This is a genomic window from Shouchella phoenicis (genome assembly GCF_047238345.1).
Taxonomy (GTDB): domain Bacteria; phylum Bacillota; class Bacilli; order Bacillales; family Bacillaceae_D; genus Shouchella.
This window is the reverse complement of sequence record NZ_JBDFMQ010000001.1, coordinates 2,827,867-2,843,795: the sequence shown is the minus strand read 5'-3', so window position 1 is coordinate 2,843,795 and position 15,929 is coordinate 2,827,867. Positions and strand designations below refer to the sequence as shown.

Below are 15,929 nucleotides of genomic sequence, written 5' to 3'. Positions count from 1 at the left end.
AGCGTGATTATTACGAACATGCAACAAGATCAAACTATTAAACTACAAAAACGACGATTACAAGACGATCAAGCTGTCATGGATCGGGTAACGTCCATTATAGAAAACGTGAAGCAAGACGGAGACCGTGCTTTATATGAACTAACAAAGCAGTTCGATGGTGCGAACCTGTCCTCACTTTTTGTATCAAAAGAAGAGGTGAATGCAGCGTATTCAGCCATTCAGGAGGACGAACTGGCAGCCATTCGTAAAGCGATAAAAAATGTTCGAGTGTATCATGAGGAACAGTATAAAAGTTCTTGGATAAAGACGAGAGAAGACGGAACGATGCTTGGACAAAAAGTGACGCCACTTGATACGGTAGGCTTATACGTTCCAGGGGGAAAAGCGGCCTATCCCTCATCTGTCATAATGAACGCTGTGCCTGCGCTTGTGGCTGGAGTAGGACAGATTGCCTTGGCTTCTCCACCAGATGAAGATGGACAACTTCCAGCAGGGGTGTTAGTTGCTGCGAATGAACTAGGACTGACGTCAATTTATAAAATGGGTGGTGCTCAAGCGATTGCTGCTTTTGCTTACGGAACAGAAACGGTCAAAAAAGTAGACAAGGTAACAGGACCTGGCAATCAATATGTGGCGCTCGCCAAGCGGGCTGTATTCGGAGAAGTTGACATTGATATGATTGCTGGCCCTAGTGAGATTTGTGTGCTAGCAGACGAAGGGGCAAATGTCCGCTTTATTGCAGCGGACCTGCTTTCGCAAGCTGAACATGATGAGCTGGCTTCAGCCATATTGGTTACCACCTCTTCTGCCTTAGCAGAACGTGTTCAAATGGAAGTTGCGCAACAGCTGGATGAATTGTCGCGTCCCCAGGTTGCAAAGCAATCAATTGCCGACTATGGTCAAATTTATGTGTGTGAATCCATTGATCAAGCGGTGAAAGTCGTAAATGAATTAGCGTGTGAACACGTGGAAATTATGACTGAAGAGCCAATGGACATGCTTGGGAAAATTAAGCATGCCGGTGCTATTTTTATTGGTCCGTATAGCGCTGAAGTAGTAGGTGACTATATAGCGGGACCAAGCCATGTTCTGCCTACGAACGGGACAGCGAAATTCTCAAGCCCATTATCGGTCGATGATTTTATAAAGAAAACGAGTATTATTTCATATAGCAAACAAGCGTTTCAAGCAGATGCACAAGCGGTTATGTCGCTCGCACAAATGGAAGGGTTAGAGGCCCATGCAAAAGCAATTGAAGTTCGATTACAGGAGGATTAATCATGAGTCGTCAAGGAACCGTTAAGCGAAAAACAGGCGAAACAGATATTGAGTTAACGATAAATGTTGATGGGGAAGGTACGATTGATTTACATACAGGCGTACCCTTTTTAGAACACATGCTTCACTTGTTTGCAAAGCATGGCCAATTTGACTTAAACGTACAGGCAAAAGGGGATATCGAAGTAGATGCTCATCACACAACGGAAGATATCGCCATTTGTTTAGGTGAAGCATTTAAAAGTGGATTAGGCGATAAAGAAGGAATTCGCCGTTATGGCTCAGCAATCGTGCCAATGGACGATGCACTTGCACAAGTGGTTGTTGATTTGAGCAATCGACCCCATTTAGAATATCGAGTTGATTTGCCGAGCGGACAAGTAGGAACCTTTGATACAGAACTTGTACGAGAATTCTTTTGGAAACTAGCGATAGAAGCAAGAATGAATCTCCACATCATTGTTCATTATGGCCACAACACACACCATATCATTGAAGCGATCTTTAAAGCTTGTGCACGTGCGTTAAATGAAGCGAGCAGCGTTGACTCAAATCAGAAAGGCGTTTTGTCCACAAAGGGGTTGCTTTAATGATTGGTATTATCGACTATGGAATGGGCAATCTTCATTCCGTTTCAAAAGCGCTTGAGCGTCTGGAGATTCCATACCTTATTAGCAGCATCCCGCAAGAATTGAAAACGTGTGATGGCTTTATTTTACCTGGTGTAGGTGCGTTTCCTGATGCAATGAAGAATCTAGAAAGCACTGGTTTACGAACATTTTTAGACGAACAGGTTTACCAGCAAAAGCCTCTACTTGGCATCTGTTTAGGCATGCAGTTGTTGTTTGAACACAGTAAAGAATACGGGGAAACGGCAGGACTTTCTTATTTGAAAGGGCATGTAGTTCATTTCTCTGAAAAAATTCATCCAAACGAAATAAACTTAAAAATTCCGCACATGGGTTGGAATGAACTGTCATTTATAAACGATAAAGCGAGTACGGAAGGAATGGAAGAAGGTTATGTGTACTTTGTTCATTCCTACGTCGTGGAAGCACCTGAAGCAATTATAGCGGCAAGAGCTGATTATGGGACAGACGTTCCTGCAATTGTGGAGCAGGATCTCGTATTCGGTATGCAGTTTCACCCGGAAAAAAGTGGTCAACTAGGGACTTCCCTATTAAGGCGCTTTGGTGATTTAGTAAAAAGAGGGGTGTAGAAGATGAGTGTAACAATCTTTCCTGCAATTGATATTTTAAATGGCAAATGTGTTCGATTGGAGCAAGGTGATTATGCTAAAAATACGGTCTATCATGATTCGCCGCTACAGACAGCCCAATCTTTTGAAGCTGCTGGAGCGAAATGGGTTCACCTTGTTGATTTAGACGGGGCAAAGCAAAAGAAACCTGTGAACCATGAACAAATTGGAGAAATTGCTAAGCAGTTAACCATACCTGTTCAAGTTGGTGGAGGTATTCGGACAGAAGATGATATTAAGTATTACTTAGATTTAGGGGTAAGGCGGGTCATTTTAGGAAGTGTTGCTGTCAATCATCTTGATTTCACGAAAGAGATGGTGAAGAAATATGGCGATGCGATTGTGATCGGCTTAGATGCTCGCAATGGGTATGTCGCAACGGAAGGTTGGGTAGAAACGTCAAGTATCCAAGCCGAAGATTTGGCGAAAATGTTGTTAGACGCAGGTGTGAAAACCTTTATTTATACGGACATTGCTAAAGACGGAATGCTTGAAGGACCAAACGTCGATGCATGTGAAAAGTTAGCACAGATTGCAGAAGGCCATGCAGAAATTATTGCCTCAGGAGGGGTAAGCCAGCTTAACGATGTGGAAACATTACGAGAAACGGCTATAGCTGGTGTTGTGATCGGAAAAGCGCTATATGATGCACGCTTTGACTTAGTTGAAGCGATAAAGGCAGGCGAAAAGTCGAATGCTCACTAAACGAATTGTTCCTTGTTTAGATGTGAAAGAAGGACGGGTTGTGAAGGGAACTCAGTTTCTTTCATTGCGAGATGCTGGTGACCCTGTTGAACTTGCTCAATATTACGATGAGCAAGGAGCTGATGAACTTGTATTTTTAGATATTTCCGCTTCTCATGAAGGGCGCAGAACGATGTTGGATGTGGTTGAGCAAGTGGCTGCTTCCATCTCTATTCCATTTACAGTTGGTGGAGGCATCAATGATAACGAAGCCATTCGCCGCATTTTACAGGCAGGAGCCGATAAAGTTTCTCTAAATACAGCGGCCTTGATGAATCCAGCTTTTATCGAAACCGCAGCACGTTTCTTTGGCTCGCAATGTATTGTCGTTGCCATTGATGCAAAATTTCATCCAGAACTAAAAACGTGGAAAGTCTATACCCACGGTGGACGTAAAGAAACAGATTGGACAGCCGCCGCATGGGCGCAGCGAGCAGTACAATTAGGTGCAGGAGAGTTATTAGTCACAAGCATGGATAAAGATGGGGAAAAATCAGGATTTGATTTGCCATTGCTGCAAACAATTAATGAACTTGTCGAGGTTCCAATTATCGCATCTGGAGGCGCTGGAGCAGCGGAGCATTTTGTAGAAGTGTTTCAAAAAGGACGAGCAGATGCGGCTTTGGCTGCTTCTATTTTTCATTATAAAGAAACGACTGTTCAAGAAGTGAAAGACGTCGCGAAATCAAAAGGGGTGCACGTAAGATGAATCACGTTACATTTAACAAAGACGGTCTTGTGCCAGCCATTGTTCAAGATGCGTCTACAAAAGATGTATTAACGCTTGCTTACATGAATGAAGAAGCGCTTAACTTAACGATGGAAACGAAGGAATCTTGGTTTTATAGTCGTTCTAGAAAGGAGTTATGGCATAAAGGTGCAACGTCTGGAAATAAACAAACGGTGGTTGATATTCGCTATGATTGCGATCAAGACGCGGTCTTATTGCTCGTTGAACCTCAAGGTCCTGCTTGTCACACTGGCTCCTATAGCTGTTTTACAAGCGAGGAAGACAAAGACATTTCGGATCCATTAACAATCTTAAAGACCCTCGAAAAAACCATTTCTAGCCGTAAAAAAAACATGCCTGAAGGGGCGTATACAACGTATTTATTTAATGAAGGATTGGATAAGATCCTTAAAAAAGTTGGGGAAGAGGCTAGTGAAGTTATTATTGCAGCGAAAAACAACGATCAAACAGAAATGCATTGGGAAGTAGCCGACTTACTTTATCACGTTCTCGTCTTACTTGAAGAAAAAGAAATCCCTCTAACAACCATTATGCAGACCCTTGAAAAACGCCATAATAAGTAAACAATTAGGAAAAAGTCAAAGAATGTTTGACTTTTTCTTTTTTTTCTAGAAAATGTAGTCGGAACAACGAATAGATTAAGCTATAATGAATACTTGAGCATAGATTAGATTTGGTTGGAGGTACAACCGACAATGAGTAAAAAACAAGCGAGCGAACATGCCGGTTCAACGGTCGTCCCATTTTATCGGAGTGGCGATTATTTTTTCCATAAAGGTTTGGCAGCTTTTCAAAATAAACATCTTACTCGGGCAGCGAAATTGTTTGAACGTGCAGTAAAGCTAACGGAAACGGAGCCTGTGTTTAAAATTCAACTTGCGGCGGTTCTTACTGAGTTAGCAGAATATGAGCGCTCGAATAAAATATTATATGGTGTGCTTGAGGCATCGAATGATGAACATCCTGCTTGTCATTTTTTTATTGCCAATAATGAAGTCTATCTTGGGCATTTCTTTCAAGCAGAAAAGCATGTAAACCTCTATTTAACTCATGATCCAGAGGGACCATTTGTCGAGGATGCGAGAGAGTTAGCGGAGTTGTTTGAAGAAGATCCGCTGGATGAAGAAGAAAAAGAAGAAGAATCGCTAAATAATCATGAAAAAGCCTGGGTGTTTTTAACGGAAGGGAAAGCGAATGACGCGATCCCTCTTTTAAAAAAAGTGATTGAGATTCATCCGAAAAATTGGGCTGCGCAGAATCATTTAGCAGAAGCGTTGTTTCGAACAGGGGAGGTAGAGTCCGCGTTTGAAACGTGTGACGCCGTTCTTGCTGAAGATCCTGGTAACTTACTAGCGCTATGTAATGCAACCGTCTTTTATTATAAACTTGGCTATCAAAACGAAACCGCTCATTATGTGCAAATGCTAAAGAAAATTAAGCCTATTCAACATGACTATAAAATTCGACTTCTACATGTCTTATGCCATCTTGAAGAATATGAAGAGGTTGCCTTTCGTAAAAAGGATCAGACGCTCGTAAAGGAGTCGATGTTGCTACGCTGTTTTGCGGTAGCGGATTATCATAATGGAAACCGAGATTTTGCCATTCACTTGCTGAAAGAAGCAATATCAGCAGGCGATTCGAATGCACCGTACGTTTTGGAGCAGGTAGAAGAAGAAGCGGCGCATCGTATTTTCTTTCCTTTAATGGAGCAGGATGTCGATATGAGCATGTTAGTAGACAATCAGCCAAAAACTCCGCTAGGATAAGAATGAAGCGAAAAAGGAATAGCTAATAGAAGATCGGAAGCTAGTTACGTAACGATGCTTATGAGTACGTTAAATCAGCTAGAATAAAGGAAATATGTAAGGGGTGTAACGATGTCAGAAGAAATGATTTATGATGTTATTATTGCAGGAGCAGGTCCAGCTGGAATGACAGCTGCTGTTTATACGTCTAGAGCAAATTTAAAAACCATTATGTTAGAGCGAGGAATGCCAGGTGGTCAAATGGCGAACACCGAAGAGGTTGAGAACTATCCTGGTTTCGATCATATTTTAGGGCCTGACTTATCAAATAAAATGTTTGAACATGCCAAGAAATTTGGAGCGGAATATAGCTATGGGGACATCAAGGAAATTATTGACGAAGGTGAAACCAAAAAAGTGATTGCAGGTTCAAAAGAGTACCGAGCGAGAGCCGTCATTGTGTCTACTGGAGCTGAATACAAAAAGTTAGGAATTCCAGGTGAGCAAGAATTAGGCGGTCGCGGTGTTTCTTATTGTGCAGTATGTGATGGTGCTTTCTTTAAAGAGCGTGAGTTAATTGTTGTTGGTGGCGGAGATTCTGCTGTTGAAGAAGCCGTTTACCTCACACGCTTTGCTTCTAAAGTGACAATTGTTCACCGTAGAGATCAATTACGAGCGCAAAAAATTCTCCAGGATCGTGCATTCGCAAACGATAAAGTCGACTTTGTTTGGAATAAAGTAGTCACTGAAATCAATGAAAAAGATGGCAAAGTAGGTGGCGTTACTCTAGAGGATACAGAAACAGGAGAAACGTCAACAATGTCTGCAGATGGTGTATTCGTCTATATTGGGATGCTTCCGTTAAATGAAAGTGTAAAAAACCTCTCCATTACGAACGAGGAAGGCTACATTGAAACAAATGAAGAGATGGAAACGAAAGTTCCAGGTGTGTTTGCGGCTGGAGACGTACGTGAAAAATCGCTTCGTCAAATTGTTACAGCAACTGGGGACGGCTCCATAGCGGCTCAGAATGTTCAACATTATTTAGAGCACTTAGAAGATCAAAAAAAGGCTGTCACTGAGTAGAAAGATATTTTTTCTTAAAGTATCTGTAACCTATTTGAAACAGAGAGATGCTAAACTTAGAATTGTAATTGACCCCCTTTTTTATTATAGAGTTTTCTTTGGAGCACGGATTCTATCCGTGCTCATTTTTTTGTGCATGTTGATAAAGCTAGAATCATTGTCGCTTTTATCATTTAAATGTATACTATAGAATTAGGAACGTGGGGTGATTAATTTGCAACGGATAACCAATTGTTTATTAACTACTGAGAATCAATGTCTTATGTTGCAAAAGCCAAGTAAAGGTTGGTGGGTCGCTCCTGGTGGGAAAATGGAACAAACGGAGACGATACAAGAAGCAGCAATAAGAGAATTAAAAGAAGAGACAGGGCTTACTGTAGAGAAGCCTGAGCTTCAAGCTGTAACAACGATGGTCATACTTGATCAAAATGGTGACATCCATGATGAATGGATGATGTTTACGTTTAAAGCCGTTCAATCGACAGGTGAATTGTTTGAACACTCGCCTGAAGGAAAGCTACAGTGGCAGCCAATTAATGCGTACAAAACACTCCCGATGGCTGACGGAGATCGATTCATATTTGATCATGTCTTTTATGGTGAAGGCATTTTATATAGCACGTTTTATTATAATACAGAGCACCAACTATTAAAAAGTCGACGAAGTTCAGCTTGCCAGTAAGGAGGTCTTGACCTTGAAAAATGTAGAAGTTGTCGTAATAACGGGTATGTCAGGTGCTGGTAAAACGGTTGCCGTCCAAAGCTTTGAAGATTTAGGTTACTACTGTGTCGATAATCTTCCTCCAGCATTGCTCCCTAAATTTATTGAGCTGATTGATGGAGGTGTTGATAAAGTAACAAAAGTGGCTTTAGTCATGGATTTAAGGGGCCAGTCGTTTTTTGATGAATTTTTTCAAGCAATTGACTTGCTAAGAGAAGATCCAGCAGACCGTCTTCATATTCAAATTTTGTACTTAGATGCAAAGGATGCCAAGCTTGTTCAACGATATAAGGAAACGAGAAGAACTCATCCTTTAGCAAAAAGTGGCCTTCCTTTAGAAGGAATCAAAAAAGAACGTGAGCTCCTAGAAGAAATGAAGGGTAGAGCACAACAATTCATTGACACAACAGAACTTAAGCCTGTACAACTACGTGCGAAAATTATGGAGCGTTTTGCGTCAAATGTGAGTGATTCCTTCACCGTGCATTTCGTGTCGTTTGGATTTAAGTACGGGATTCCAATTGATGCAGATGTTGTTTTTGATGTCCGGTTCTTACCTAACCCCCATTATCTTGACGAATTACGTCCGAAAACAGGGCTGCAAACGGAAGTTTCTTCTTACGTTTTAAAATGGAAAGAAACCAAACAATTTCTAGAAAAATTAACCGATCTCTTTGACTTTACGCTTCCACACTATAAACGTGAGGGGAAAAGTCAGGTGATCATCGGAATTGGATGTACAGGTGGGCAACATCGATCTGTGACGCTAGCTGAATATTTAGCGGATACGTATAAGGATCAATATCATGTGTATGCGTCACACCGAGATATTGATAAAAGAAAGGCAACACAACGATGAGAAAGAAAGTAGTTGTCATCGGTGGGGGAACTGGTTTATCGGTTATCTTAAAAGGATTAAAAACATATCCAGTCGATATTACAGCTATTGTAACGGTTGCAGATGATGGAGGAAGCTCGGGAATCTTGCGTAAAGAACTCGATATTCCTCCACCTGGAGACGTTCGAAATGTATTGGTGGCGCTTGCGGAAGTGGAGCCACTTGTTGAAGAATTGTTTCAACACCGTTTTGCAAGTGGCGATGGGTTAAACGGCCATTCATTAGGCAATCTCCTTCTTGCTGGAATGACATCGATTACAGGTGACTTTCAAAAAGGAATTGCGACACTAAGTCGTGTGTTAAATGTGCACGGAAATGTGTTGCCAGCTGCGAATAAAAGTATTATTTTACATGCTGAAATGGAAGACGGAACCCATGTGAGTGGGGAGTCGAAAATCCCACTTGCAGGAAAGAAAATCAAACGAGTGTATTTAACACCTGATGAGATTTCGCCATTACCAGAGACGCTTGATGCGCTTAAGTCAGCCGACTTAATTGTATTAGGTCCAGGATCTTTATACACTAGTATTCTTCCAAACCTTCTAGTTCCGGGAATTGTTGAAGCGATTGTGTCCTCTAAAGCGAAGAAAGCGTATATTTGTAACGTCATGACGCAAGCAGGGGAAACCGATGAATACACAGTTTCCGATCATGTTCAAGCGTTATTAGCTCACTGCAAAGGTGAAATTGTGCAGAGTGTTCTTGTTAACCATCAAGAAATGACTGAAATGGCGCTTTCACGTTATAAACTTGAAAAAGCAGAACAGGTCGTGTTTGATGAAGAAATCTTGAAAGAATTAGGTGTTTCGGTTATTAAAGATCAGTTTGTGGTAGAATCAAATTATAAGATACGGCATGATGCGATTCGAGTATCGGAAGCGTTGTTGAGTTTGTTGGAAGCAGAGGATGAAAGCGTGAACCTACGTTAATCCTCTGTTCTGTTAGAAAGGGTGATCAGGCGTGTCATTTGCAGCGAGCGCCAAAAAAGAATTAACACAGCTTGAAGTTGATGCATGTTGTGCGAAAGCGGAACTGTCTGCATTGATTCGTATGAACGGCGCATTGTCGCTAGCGAATCAGCAAGTTAGTCTGGATGTTACAACAGAAAATGCAGCGATTGCTAGGCGCATGTATACATTAATAAAGCGTTTGTATCCGCATATACACATTGAATTGCTCGTTAGAAAGAAAATGCGTCTTAAGAAAAACAACGTCTATCTCGTGCGCATAACAAAAGAAGCGCGTGAGCTTCTCACGGACTTAAGCATTTTAAAAGAACCGTTTGAATTTATTCGCACGATTGAGCCGACGATTGTTCACAAGAGTTGCTGCAAACGGGCCTATTTACGAGGTGCCTTTTTAGCAGGAGGATCCATTAACCATCCTGAAACCTCTTCTTATCACCTTGAGATCTTTTCTTTATATGAAGAGCATAATCAAGCGGTATGTGAATTAATGAACGAGTTTTCCTTATCAGCAAAAACACTCGAGCGGAAAAAAGGATTTATTACGTACTTAAAAGAGAGCGAGAAAATCACTGAATTTCTAAATATTATTGGCGCCCATCAAGCACTTCTATATTTTGAAGATGTTCGGATTCTTAAAGATATGCGAAATTCTGTGAACCGTCTCGTGAACTGTGAGACAGCGAACCTTAATAAAACCGTTGGAGCTGCATTACGCCAAGTGGAAAACATTCGCTTTATTGAAAAGGCAATAGGATTAGATCAACTTCCACCAAAACTTCAAGAGATCGCAACGTTGCGTGTGACCCATCAAGATGTCACGCTAAAAGAGCTCGGTGAAATGGTTGAAGGTGCAAAAGTAAGTAAATCAGGTGTGAATCACCGTTTAAGAAAAATTGATGATTTTGCAGACAAGCTAAGAAACGGTACGTATAATCAAAAATAAAGAAAATAATTGGTTGAAGGAGTATGACTATGGCGCAAAAAGAAGTGACAATTCAATTGAAAACTGGTTTACAAGCAAGACCGGCAGCTTTATTTGTCCAAGAAGCAACTCGTTTCGCTTCGGATGTTTTTATTGTTAAAGAGCATTCTAAAGTAAATGCGAAAAGTATCATGGGTCTGATGAGTTTAGCTCTTGGTAAAGGGACTGTCATCACGATTGTTACAGAAGGTCATGATGAGGACGAGGCACTTGACGCGCTTGTTACGTACGTACAAAACGAGGAGTAAGGCTTCACACGGCGATAATAGGGTGGAAAGCGATCGATCGAACAGCAGAGGTCATCGCTTTTTATTTTCTGTTGGAAGTGAAAGACTTTTTTTGAAACATTTTTATGTAGCGAATCGTATAGGATAGAAAGGAGATGGCACTATGGAAAATGATGATATTATTGATTATAGAGAAGAAAAAGAACCAGAAGGAAAAGGAATCGCTGCTCTAATTTATGTACTAAGTTTATTTGCGCCAATCTTGGCACCGTTGTTAATTTGGTTAATTGCACGGCCTGATTCGGACTTTATTGATTTTCACGGTAAACAATATTTTAATTTCTTTATCTCTTATACCATTTATTCAGCTATAGCAGGTATTTTAGTCATTGTTCTTATCGGGATTGTCTTATTACCTATTCTTGGACTGCTCGCGTTTGTGTTCACCATTGTCGCGGCTGTTAAAGCTTATCAAGGGGCGTACTATGTAATCCCTTTGTCGATTCCTTTTTTTCGAGCGAAATCATAAAAAAACACGGGAACGATGTGAATCATCGCTACCGTGTTTTTGTTTGACCGTTTATTTTTTGTTCGTTTCAAATACTTTATCAATCAAACCGTATTCTTTTGCTTGATCAGCCGTCATGAAGTTATCACGATCTGTATCTTTTGCAATTTGCTCGTACGGTTGACCTGTGCGCTCAGCCATAATTTCATTAAGTTTTTGGCGCATTTCAATAATACGTCTAGCATGAATTTCCATATCAGATGCTTGACCTTGCATACCGCCTAATGGTTGGTGAATCATCACTTCACTATTCGGAAGTGCCATTCGCTTTCCTTTTGCACCTGCTGTTAGAAGGAATGCACCCATAGATGCTGCCATTCCAGTACAAATCGTGGATACGTCAGGTTTAATAAACTGCATTGTATCGTAGATTGCCATTCCAGCAGTAATGGAGCCACCAGGAGAGTTAATATAAATGGAAATGTCTTTTTCAGGATCTTCTGCTTGTAAGAAAAGTAATTGAGCAACAATTGAATTTGCTACGTTGTCATCAATTGCGCTACCAAGCATAATAATTCTGTCTTTCAAAAGGCGAGAATAAATATCGTATGCTCGTTCACCGCGGTTCGTTTGCTCAATTACAGTAGGAATTAAATTCACAAGTGATTCCTCCTCGTTTTCGTCATAGTATAGTAGTACTTTATTACTCTGGTTCCATTTTAACCTAATGGTCAATTAAGGTCAAATTTATTGTTTTATTTATGTAGAATGAACCAGGTGCATACCTTCTTTCATGATAGCCGAATTTGGTTTGATGTAAACCTTTAAAAAAATACGTAAAAAAGAAAGCGTTTTCAATAAAAGATATGCCGTTTTATGATATGATAGCTAAAGGAGGAGATCGACATGGAGCTAGGTCTTTTTCAGAAACAAACCATTAATTTAGTTATGACTCATGAATTGCGTCAAGCCATTCATTTATTGCAGTATTCAACTGTAGATGTCCGGTCTTATTTAGAAGAATTAACGTTGGAAAACCCATTATTGGAAATTAAAAAAGCATTTCTACAAGAAAACCAAAAGCAGTTTTCGCGTGTGACAAGCGATGAGAAACATCGTGCACTAGAAAATACGCCAGAAATGAACGGGACATTAAAAGATTTTTTGGTCGATCAACTTATTGATTTAGGTTTAACAAGCATCGAAAAAAACCAAATGAAACGATTAATAGATAGTTTGGACGATGACGGTTATTTAGTTGAAACACAAGCCGAATATTGTAAGTGGTTAAGTTGTACAGAAGATGAGTTTGATGTATTAGTAAAGAAATTGCAATCTTTAGAACCTGCAGGCGTCGGGGCAAGCGCATTAGCTGAATGTTTGTTTTTACAAATAGAGAGATTAAATCTTGCTCACCCTAAAACCGAAGCGATTGTCCTTTATGAGCTCGATAAATTGGCTGAAAGAAAGTGGAAACAGCTTGCGAAAGTTTATAATATCACTATGCTAGACGTTCAAGAGATCTATGATTTAGTGCGCACATTGCATCCTAAACCAGGTGCTTCCTTTTATTCTGCACCGACAATGTACGTTGAACCTGACGTTTATTTAACGATTCACCAAGAAGAAATAGTCGTAACAACAAATTCACATATGTTGCCTAACATTGAGATGAATCAAGAATATAAGCAATTGCTTCAGGTTGACCAAGAAACGAGACGGTATTGTCATGAAAAAGAACAGCAAATTGACTGGCTCTTAACGAGTTTAAAACAACGTGAAAAAACAATTTTGCAAGTAGCAGAAGTGATTAGCAACATCCAAGCGTCTTATTTCTTATCAAAACAAGGGCAGCTACAGCCAATGACGTTACAAATGATTGCGACAGAACTAGATATTCATGAGTCTACCGTTAGTCGTGCAACAGCTAATAAATATGCGCAAACGCCGAGAGGATTAATTGAATTAAAATCGTTGTTTTCAGCTCGGGCATCTACGCAAAGTGAAGATGTATCAAATTCTTCCGTAAAGTTGATGCTGAAAAAGCTCGTAGAACAAGAAAATAAAGAAAAACCTTTATCGGATCAGCAAATTGTTGAACTCCTTATGGAGCACGAGAACATTTCGTTATCTCGGAGAGTGATTGCAAAATATCGTGATGAGCTGGGAATTTTATCATCTGTTAAGCGCAAGCGTTATCAAGATCATGAAAGGATTGTTTTATGAATTTAGTATTTTATACAAAAGACCACTGCCCTTTGTGCGAAAATGGCTTTGAAGAAGTGCAACAAGTTGCTGAAGAACATCAACTAGTCATCGAAAAAATCGATATTTATTCCGATGATTCGTTATTAGAGAAATTTCAGCTTATGATTCCAGTTGTCTACTATGGAGAATATGAGCTGGGGTATGGTCAACTGGATGCAAATAAACTTGATGCTCAATTAAAGCGGATACAAAAAGAAATTCAAGTACTTTAGCTTGTTTAATTATCACTTCCTTGTTAAAATACAAGCGTAAGTGATCTTTTTTTACCCTTGTCGGGACACAATATGTCACAGGTGGACAATTTACGTCCCGGGTGTTGGAGGTGATGTCATTCGTTCGTTATTGAAATTGCAACAGCATTTGGTGCCTGATCTGATGCAGACGATGTTAAAACGGTATCGTTTTTTACAATCGATTCGCTTAATGCAACCGATTGGTCGGCGTGGATTAGCAACGAATATGCAGCTATCTGAACGGATTGTTAGAGGTGAAGTCACGCTTCTGAAAGATCAAGGGTTGATTGACCTTAGTACAGCAGGTATGACGCTTACGGCACATGGCGAAGCTGTTTTTACAGAGCTTGAAGAAGTCGTCGCTGAATTGTTAGGTCTCACTCATTTAGAAGAGCGCTTAGCTACACACTTAGGTTTGACGCATGTTATTGTTGTTGCTGGTAATAGTGATGATGACGAATGGGTTAAGCAAGAGCTAGGAAGGGCCTGTATGAAAGAGATCCAAGCAATTGCCGAAGAAAATGATGTTCTTGCTGTAATGGGTGGAACAACATTGGCAGCTGTAGCAAATATGGCTGAGCGAAACGATACGCTCGCTTCTACAACATTTGTCCCTGCAAGAGGTGGGCTTGGAGAAAAAGTTGAAATTCAGGCAAACACGATTAGTGCTGAATTTGCCAGACGAACAGGTGCCGCCTATCGCTTATTGCATGTTCCGGATCAGTTAAGTGAAGAGGCATATCGATCGCTTGTATTAGAACCAACCGTAAAGGATATTCTAGAAGTGATTAAATCTTCAGCCGTGGTCATACATGGAATTGGCGACGCGCAACGAATGGCAACAAGACGTCATTCAAAAGATCTGTTTATGGAGACGCTGGAGCGGGAAGAAGCTGTAGCAGAAGCATTTGGTTACTATTTCGATGCTTCAGGTAAAATCATCTATAAGCAACGGACGATAGGTCTTCAGCTCAACGAGTTAGAAGGGAAGCATGTTATCTCTGTAGCAGGTGGAAAATCAAAGGCAAATGCAATTCTTGCGTTTATGAAACATCGCCCAAGTGATGTACTCGTCACAGACGAAGCTGCAGCTAAGGAACTTTTGCAACACAAAGCTTGAAAAAAAGGGATTTCCCTTTTTCATAAATGATTGACTAGGAGGAAATAAAGAATGGCAACTAAAATTGGAATTAATGGTTTCGGACGTATTGGACGTAACGTATTTCGCGCTTCTTTAAACAACCCAAATGTAGAGGTAGTCGCGATTAATGATTTAACAGATGCAAACATGCTTGCACACCTACTTAAATATGATACGGTGCACGGTGTTCTTGATATGCAAGTAGAAGCAAAAGACAACACTCTTGTTGTTGATGGGAAAGAAATTTATGTATCTGCTGAGCGTAACCCTGCTGACATCGGTTGGGGCGAGCGTGGAGTAGACGTAGTTGTTGAATCAACTGGATTCTTCACAAAGCGTGCGGATGCAGCGAAACACATCGAAGCAGGCGCGAAGAAAGTAATCATTTCTGCACCAGCTTCAGATGAAGACATCACAGTTGTAATGGGTGTTAACGAAGATAAATATGATGCGGACAACCATCACGTTATCTCAAATGCTTCTTGTACAACAAACTGCTTGTCTCCGTTTGCAAAAGTATTAAACGACAAGTTTGGCATCCGTCGTGGTTTGATGAACACGGTTCACTCTTACACAAACGATCAGCAAATCTTAGACTTGCCACATAAAGACTACCGTCGTGCGCGTGCAGCAGCAGAGAACATCATCCCAACTTCTACTGGTGCAGCGAAAGCAGTAGCGCTTGTACTTCCAGAGCTTAAAGGAAAATTAAATGGTGCGGCAATGCGAGTTCCAACTCCAAACGTATCACTTGTTGACCTTGTAGCAGAGCTTGATAAAGAAGTTACAGCTGAAGAAGTAAACGCAGCGCTTAAAGAAGCAGCTGAAGGCGATCTTAAAGGAATTCTTGGTTATTCTGAAGATCCACTTGTTTCTCAAGACTATAACGGTAACCCACATTCTTCTACAATTGACGCATTGTCAACAATGGTCATGGAAGGAAACATGGTTAAAGTGATTTCTTGGTATGATAACGAGTCTGGTTATTCAAACCGTGTTGTTGACTTAGTTGACTACGTTGCGAGCAAAGGACTTTAAGTTTAAAATAGACAAGTGAGGGGAGGAAGGCACGTTGCCTCCCTCCTTTGCGCTGTCTGTAAGACTTATTAGGAGGT

At 40.6% G+C, this 15,929-nt stretch carries 19 protein-coding genes; 18 read left to right on the top strand and 1 reads right to left on the bottom strand.

Translation table 11 applies throughout. From position 1 onward, the window contains the following. The first annotated feature begins 3 nt into the window (after positions 1–3). The 14 genes from hisD to ABC361_RS15210 all read left to right on the top strand — a co-directional run bounded on the left by hisD (position 4) and on the right by ABC361_RS15210 (position 11,193). Entirely contained in the window at positions 4–1,281 is a 1,278-nt protein-coding gene (gene hisD / locus ABC361_RS15275; RefSeq protein WP_413074744.1) for a histidinol dehydrogenase, read from the top strand. A gap of 2 nt (positions 1,282–1,283) precedes the next feature. Then, positions 1,284–1,871 (top strand): imidazoleglycerol-phosphate dehydratase HisB, encoded by a 588-nt coding sequence (gene hisB / locus ABC361_RS15270; protein ID WP_413074743.1) that lies wholly within the window; start codon positions 1,284–1,286, stop codon positions 1,869–1,871. After that, positions 1,871–2,500: an imidazole glycerol phosphate synthase subunit HisH gene (hisH, locus tag ABC361_RS15265; RefSeq protein ID WP_413074742.1), complete on the top strand. Its 630-nt coding sequence runs from the start codon at positions 1,871–1,873 to the stop codon at positions 2,498–2,500. Before hisB ends, hisH begins: the two co-directional genes overlap by 1 nt. A 3-nt stretch (positions 2,501–2,503) precedes the next feature. After that, positions 2,504–3,244, top strand: coding sequence for a 1-(5-phosphoribosyl)-5-[(5-phosphoribosylamino)methylideneamino]imidazole-4-carboxamide isomerase (hisA, locus tag ABC361_RS15260; RefSeq protein ID WP_413074741.1), 741 nt, complete (start codon positions 2,504–2,506; stop codon positions 3,242–3,244). Then, the gene (gene hisF, locus ABC361_RS15255) at positions 3,234–3,992 is read left to right on the top strand and encodes an imidazole glycerol phosphate synthase subunit HisF (protein ID WP_413074740.1); all 759 of its coding nucleotides are present in this window, start codon (positions 3,234–3,236) and stop codon (positions 3,990–3,992) included. The genes hisA and hisF overlap by 11 nt, the downstream gene beginning before the upstream one ends. Next, complete coding sequence (gene hisIE, locus ABC361_RS15250) at positions 3,989–4,597, top strand: bifunctional phosphoribosyl-AMP cyclohydrolase/phosphoribosyl-ATP diphosphatase HisIE (protein WP_413074739.1); 609 nt, start codon at positions 3,989–3,991, stop codon at positions 4,595–4,597. Before hisF ends, hisIE begins: the two co-directional genes overlap by 4 nt. Positions 4,598–4,729: 132 nt before the next feature. Then, on the top strand, positions 4,730–5,803 hold the full coding sequence (locus ABC361_RS15245; RefSeq protein ID WP_413074738.1) for a tetratricopeptide repeat protein: 1,074 nt from the start codon (positions 4,730–4,732) through the stop codon (positions 5,801–5,803). Between the two features lie 111 nt (positions 5,804–5,914). Beyond that, positions 5,915–6,868, top strand: a complete 954-nt coding sequence (trxB, locus tag ABC361_RS15240) for a thioredoxin-disulfide reductase (RefSeq protein WP_413074737.1) — start codon at positions 5,915–5,917, stop codon at positions 6,866–6,868. A 214-nt stretch (positions 6,869–7,082) separates the two neighbouring features. After that, positions 7,083–7,550 (top strand): NUDIX hydrolase, encoded by a 468-nt coding sequence (locus tag ABC361_RS15235; protein WP_413074736.1) that lies wholly within the window; start codon positions 7,083–7,085, stop codon positions 7,548–7,550. 7 nt (positions 7,551–7,557) lie between these two features. Continuing rightward, on the top strand, positions 7,558–8,448 hold the full coding sequence (rapZ, locus tag ABC361_RS15230) for an RNase adapter RapZ (protein ID WP_413074735.1): 891 nt from the start codon (positions 7,558–7,560) through the stop codon (positions 8,446–8,448). After that, positions 8,445–9,416 carry a gluconeogenesis factor YvcK family protein gene (locus ABC361_RS15225; protein WP_413074734.1) on the top strand — a complete coding sequence of 324 codons (972 nt, stop codon included), beginning with the start codon at positions 8,445–8,447 and terminating at the stop codon, positions 9,414–9,416. The genes rapZ and ABC361_RS15225 overlap by 4 nt, the downstream gene beginning before the upstream one ends. A gap of 31 nt (positions 9,417–9,447) precedes the next feature. Then, positions 9,448–10,398 carry a DNA-binding protein WhiA gene (gene whiA / locus ABC361_RS15220; protein ID WP_413074733.1) on the top strand — a complete coding sequence of 317 codons (951 nt, stop codon included), beginning with the start codon at positions 9,448–9,450 and terminating at the stop codon, positions 10,396–10,398. A 29-nt stretch (positions 10,399–10,427) separates the two neighbouring features. After that, the gene (locus tag ABC361_RS15215) at positions 10,428–10,685 is read left to right on the top strand and encodes an HPr family phosphocarrier protein (RefSeq protein WP_413074732.1); all 258 of its coding nucleotides are present in this window, start codon (positions 10,428–10,430) and stop codon (positions 10,683–10,685) included. A gap of 142 nt (positions 10,686–10,827) precedes the next feature. Next, positions 10,828–11,193, top strand: coding sequence for a DUF4870 domain-containing protein (locus ABC361_RS15210; RefSeq protein WP_413074731.1), 366 nt, complete (start codon positions 10,828–10,830; stop codon positions 11,191–11,193). A gap of 51 nt (positions 11,194–11,244) precedes the next feature. On the opposite strand, the gene clpP is transcribed toward ABC361_RS15210, so the two are convergent. After that, entirely contained in the window at positions 11,245–11,907 is a 663-nt protein-coding gene (gene clpP / locus ABC361_RS15205; protein ID WP_303708797.1) for an ATP-dependent Clp endopeptidase proteolytic subunit ClpP, read from the bottom strand. A gap of 171 nt (positions 11,908–12,078) precedes the next feature. Here clpP and rpoN point away from each other — a divergent pair, with 171 nt between their 5' ends. From rpoN to gap, 4 genes are all read left to right on the top strand, one after another. Then, entirely contained in the window at positions 12,079–13,398 is a 1,320-nt protein-coding gene (gene rpoN / locus ABC361_RS15200) for an RNA polymerase factor sigma-54 (protein WP_413074730.1), read from the top strand. After that, positions 13,395–13,652, top strand: a complete 258-nt coding sequence (locus ABC361_RS15195) for a glutaredoxin family protein (protein WP_413074729.1) — start codon at positions 13,395–13,397, stop codon at positions 13,650–13,652. The genes rpoN and ABC361_RS15195 overlap by 4 nt, the downstream gene beginning before the upstream one ends. A 118-nt stretch (positions 13,653–13,770) precedes the next feature. Then, complete coding sequence (locus ABC361_RS15190; protein WP_413075785.1) at positions 13,771–14,793, top strand: sugar-binding transcriptional regulator; 1,023 nt, start codon at positions 13,771–13,773, stop codon at positions 14,791–14,793. A 51-nt stretch (positions 14,794–14,844) separates the two neighbouring features. Then, a complete protein-coding gene (gene gap / locus ABC361_RS15185) occupies positions 14,845–15,852 on the top strand; it encodes a type I glyceraldehyde-3-phosphate dehydrogenase (RefSeq protein ID WP_099301687.1) in 1,008 nt (335 codons plus the stop codon). Positions 15,853–15,929 lie beyond the last annotated feature (77 nt).

What these genes read in the sequence shown, in the direction of transcription:
- hisB (WP_413074743.1), top strand. Translation starts at nt 1,284, where the DNA reads ATGAGTCGTCAAGGAACCGTTAAGCGAAAAACAGGCGAAACAGATATT.
- hisH (WP_413074742.1), top strand. Translation starts at nt 1,871, where the DNA reads ATGATTGGTATTATCGACTATGGAATGGGCAATCTTCATTCCGTTTCA.
- hisA (WP_413074741.1), top strand. Translation starts at nt 2,504, where the DNA reads ATGAGTGTAACAATCTTTCCTGCAATTGATATTTTAAATGGCAAATGT.
- hisF (WP_413074740.1), top strand. Translation starts at nt 3,234, where the DNA reads ATGCTCACTAAACGAATTGTTCCTTGTTTAGATGTGAAAGAAGGACGG.
- hisIE (WP_413074739.1), top strand. Translation starts at nt 3,989, where the DNA reads ATGAATCACGTTACATTTAACAAAGACGGTCTTGTGCCAGCCATTGTT.
- ABC361_RS15245 (WP_413074738.1), top strand. Translation starts at nt 4,730, where the DNA reads ATGAGTAAAAAACAAGCGAGCGAACATGCCGGTTCAACGGTCGTCCCA.
- trxB (WP_413074737.1), top strand. Translation starts at nt 5,915, where the DNA reads ATGTCAGAAGAAATGATTTATGATGTTATTATTGCAGGAGCAGGTCCA.
- ABC361_RS15225 (WP_413074734.1), top strand. Translation starts at nt 8,445, where the DNA reads ATGAGAAAGAAAGTAGTTGTCATCGGTGGGGGAACTGGTTTATCGGTT.
- ABC361_RS15215 (WP_413074732.1), top strand. Translation starts at nt 10,428, where the DNA reads ATGGCGCAAAAAGAAGTGACAATTCAATTGAAAACTGGTTTACAAGCA.
- ABC361_RS15210 (WP_413074731.1), top strand. Translation starts at nt 10,828, where the DNA reads ATGGAAAATGATGATATTATTGATTATAGAGAAGAAAAAGAACCAGAA.
- rpoN (WP_413074730.1), top strand. Translation starts at nt 12,079, where the DNA reads ATGGAGCTAGGTCTTTTTCAGAAACAAACCATTAATTTAGTTATGACT.
- ABC361_RS15195 (WP_413074729.1), top strand. Translation starts at nt 13,395, where the DNA reads ATGAATTTAGTATTTTATACAAAAGACCACTGCCCTTTGTGCGAAAAT.
- gap (WP_099301687.1), top strand. Translation starts at nt 14,845, where the DNA reads ATGGCAACTAAAATTGGAATTAATGGTTTCGGACGTATTGGACGTAAC.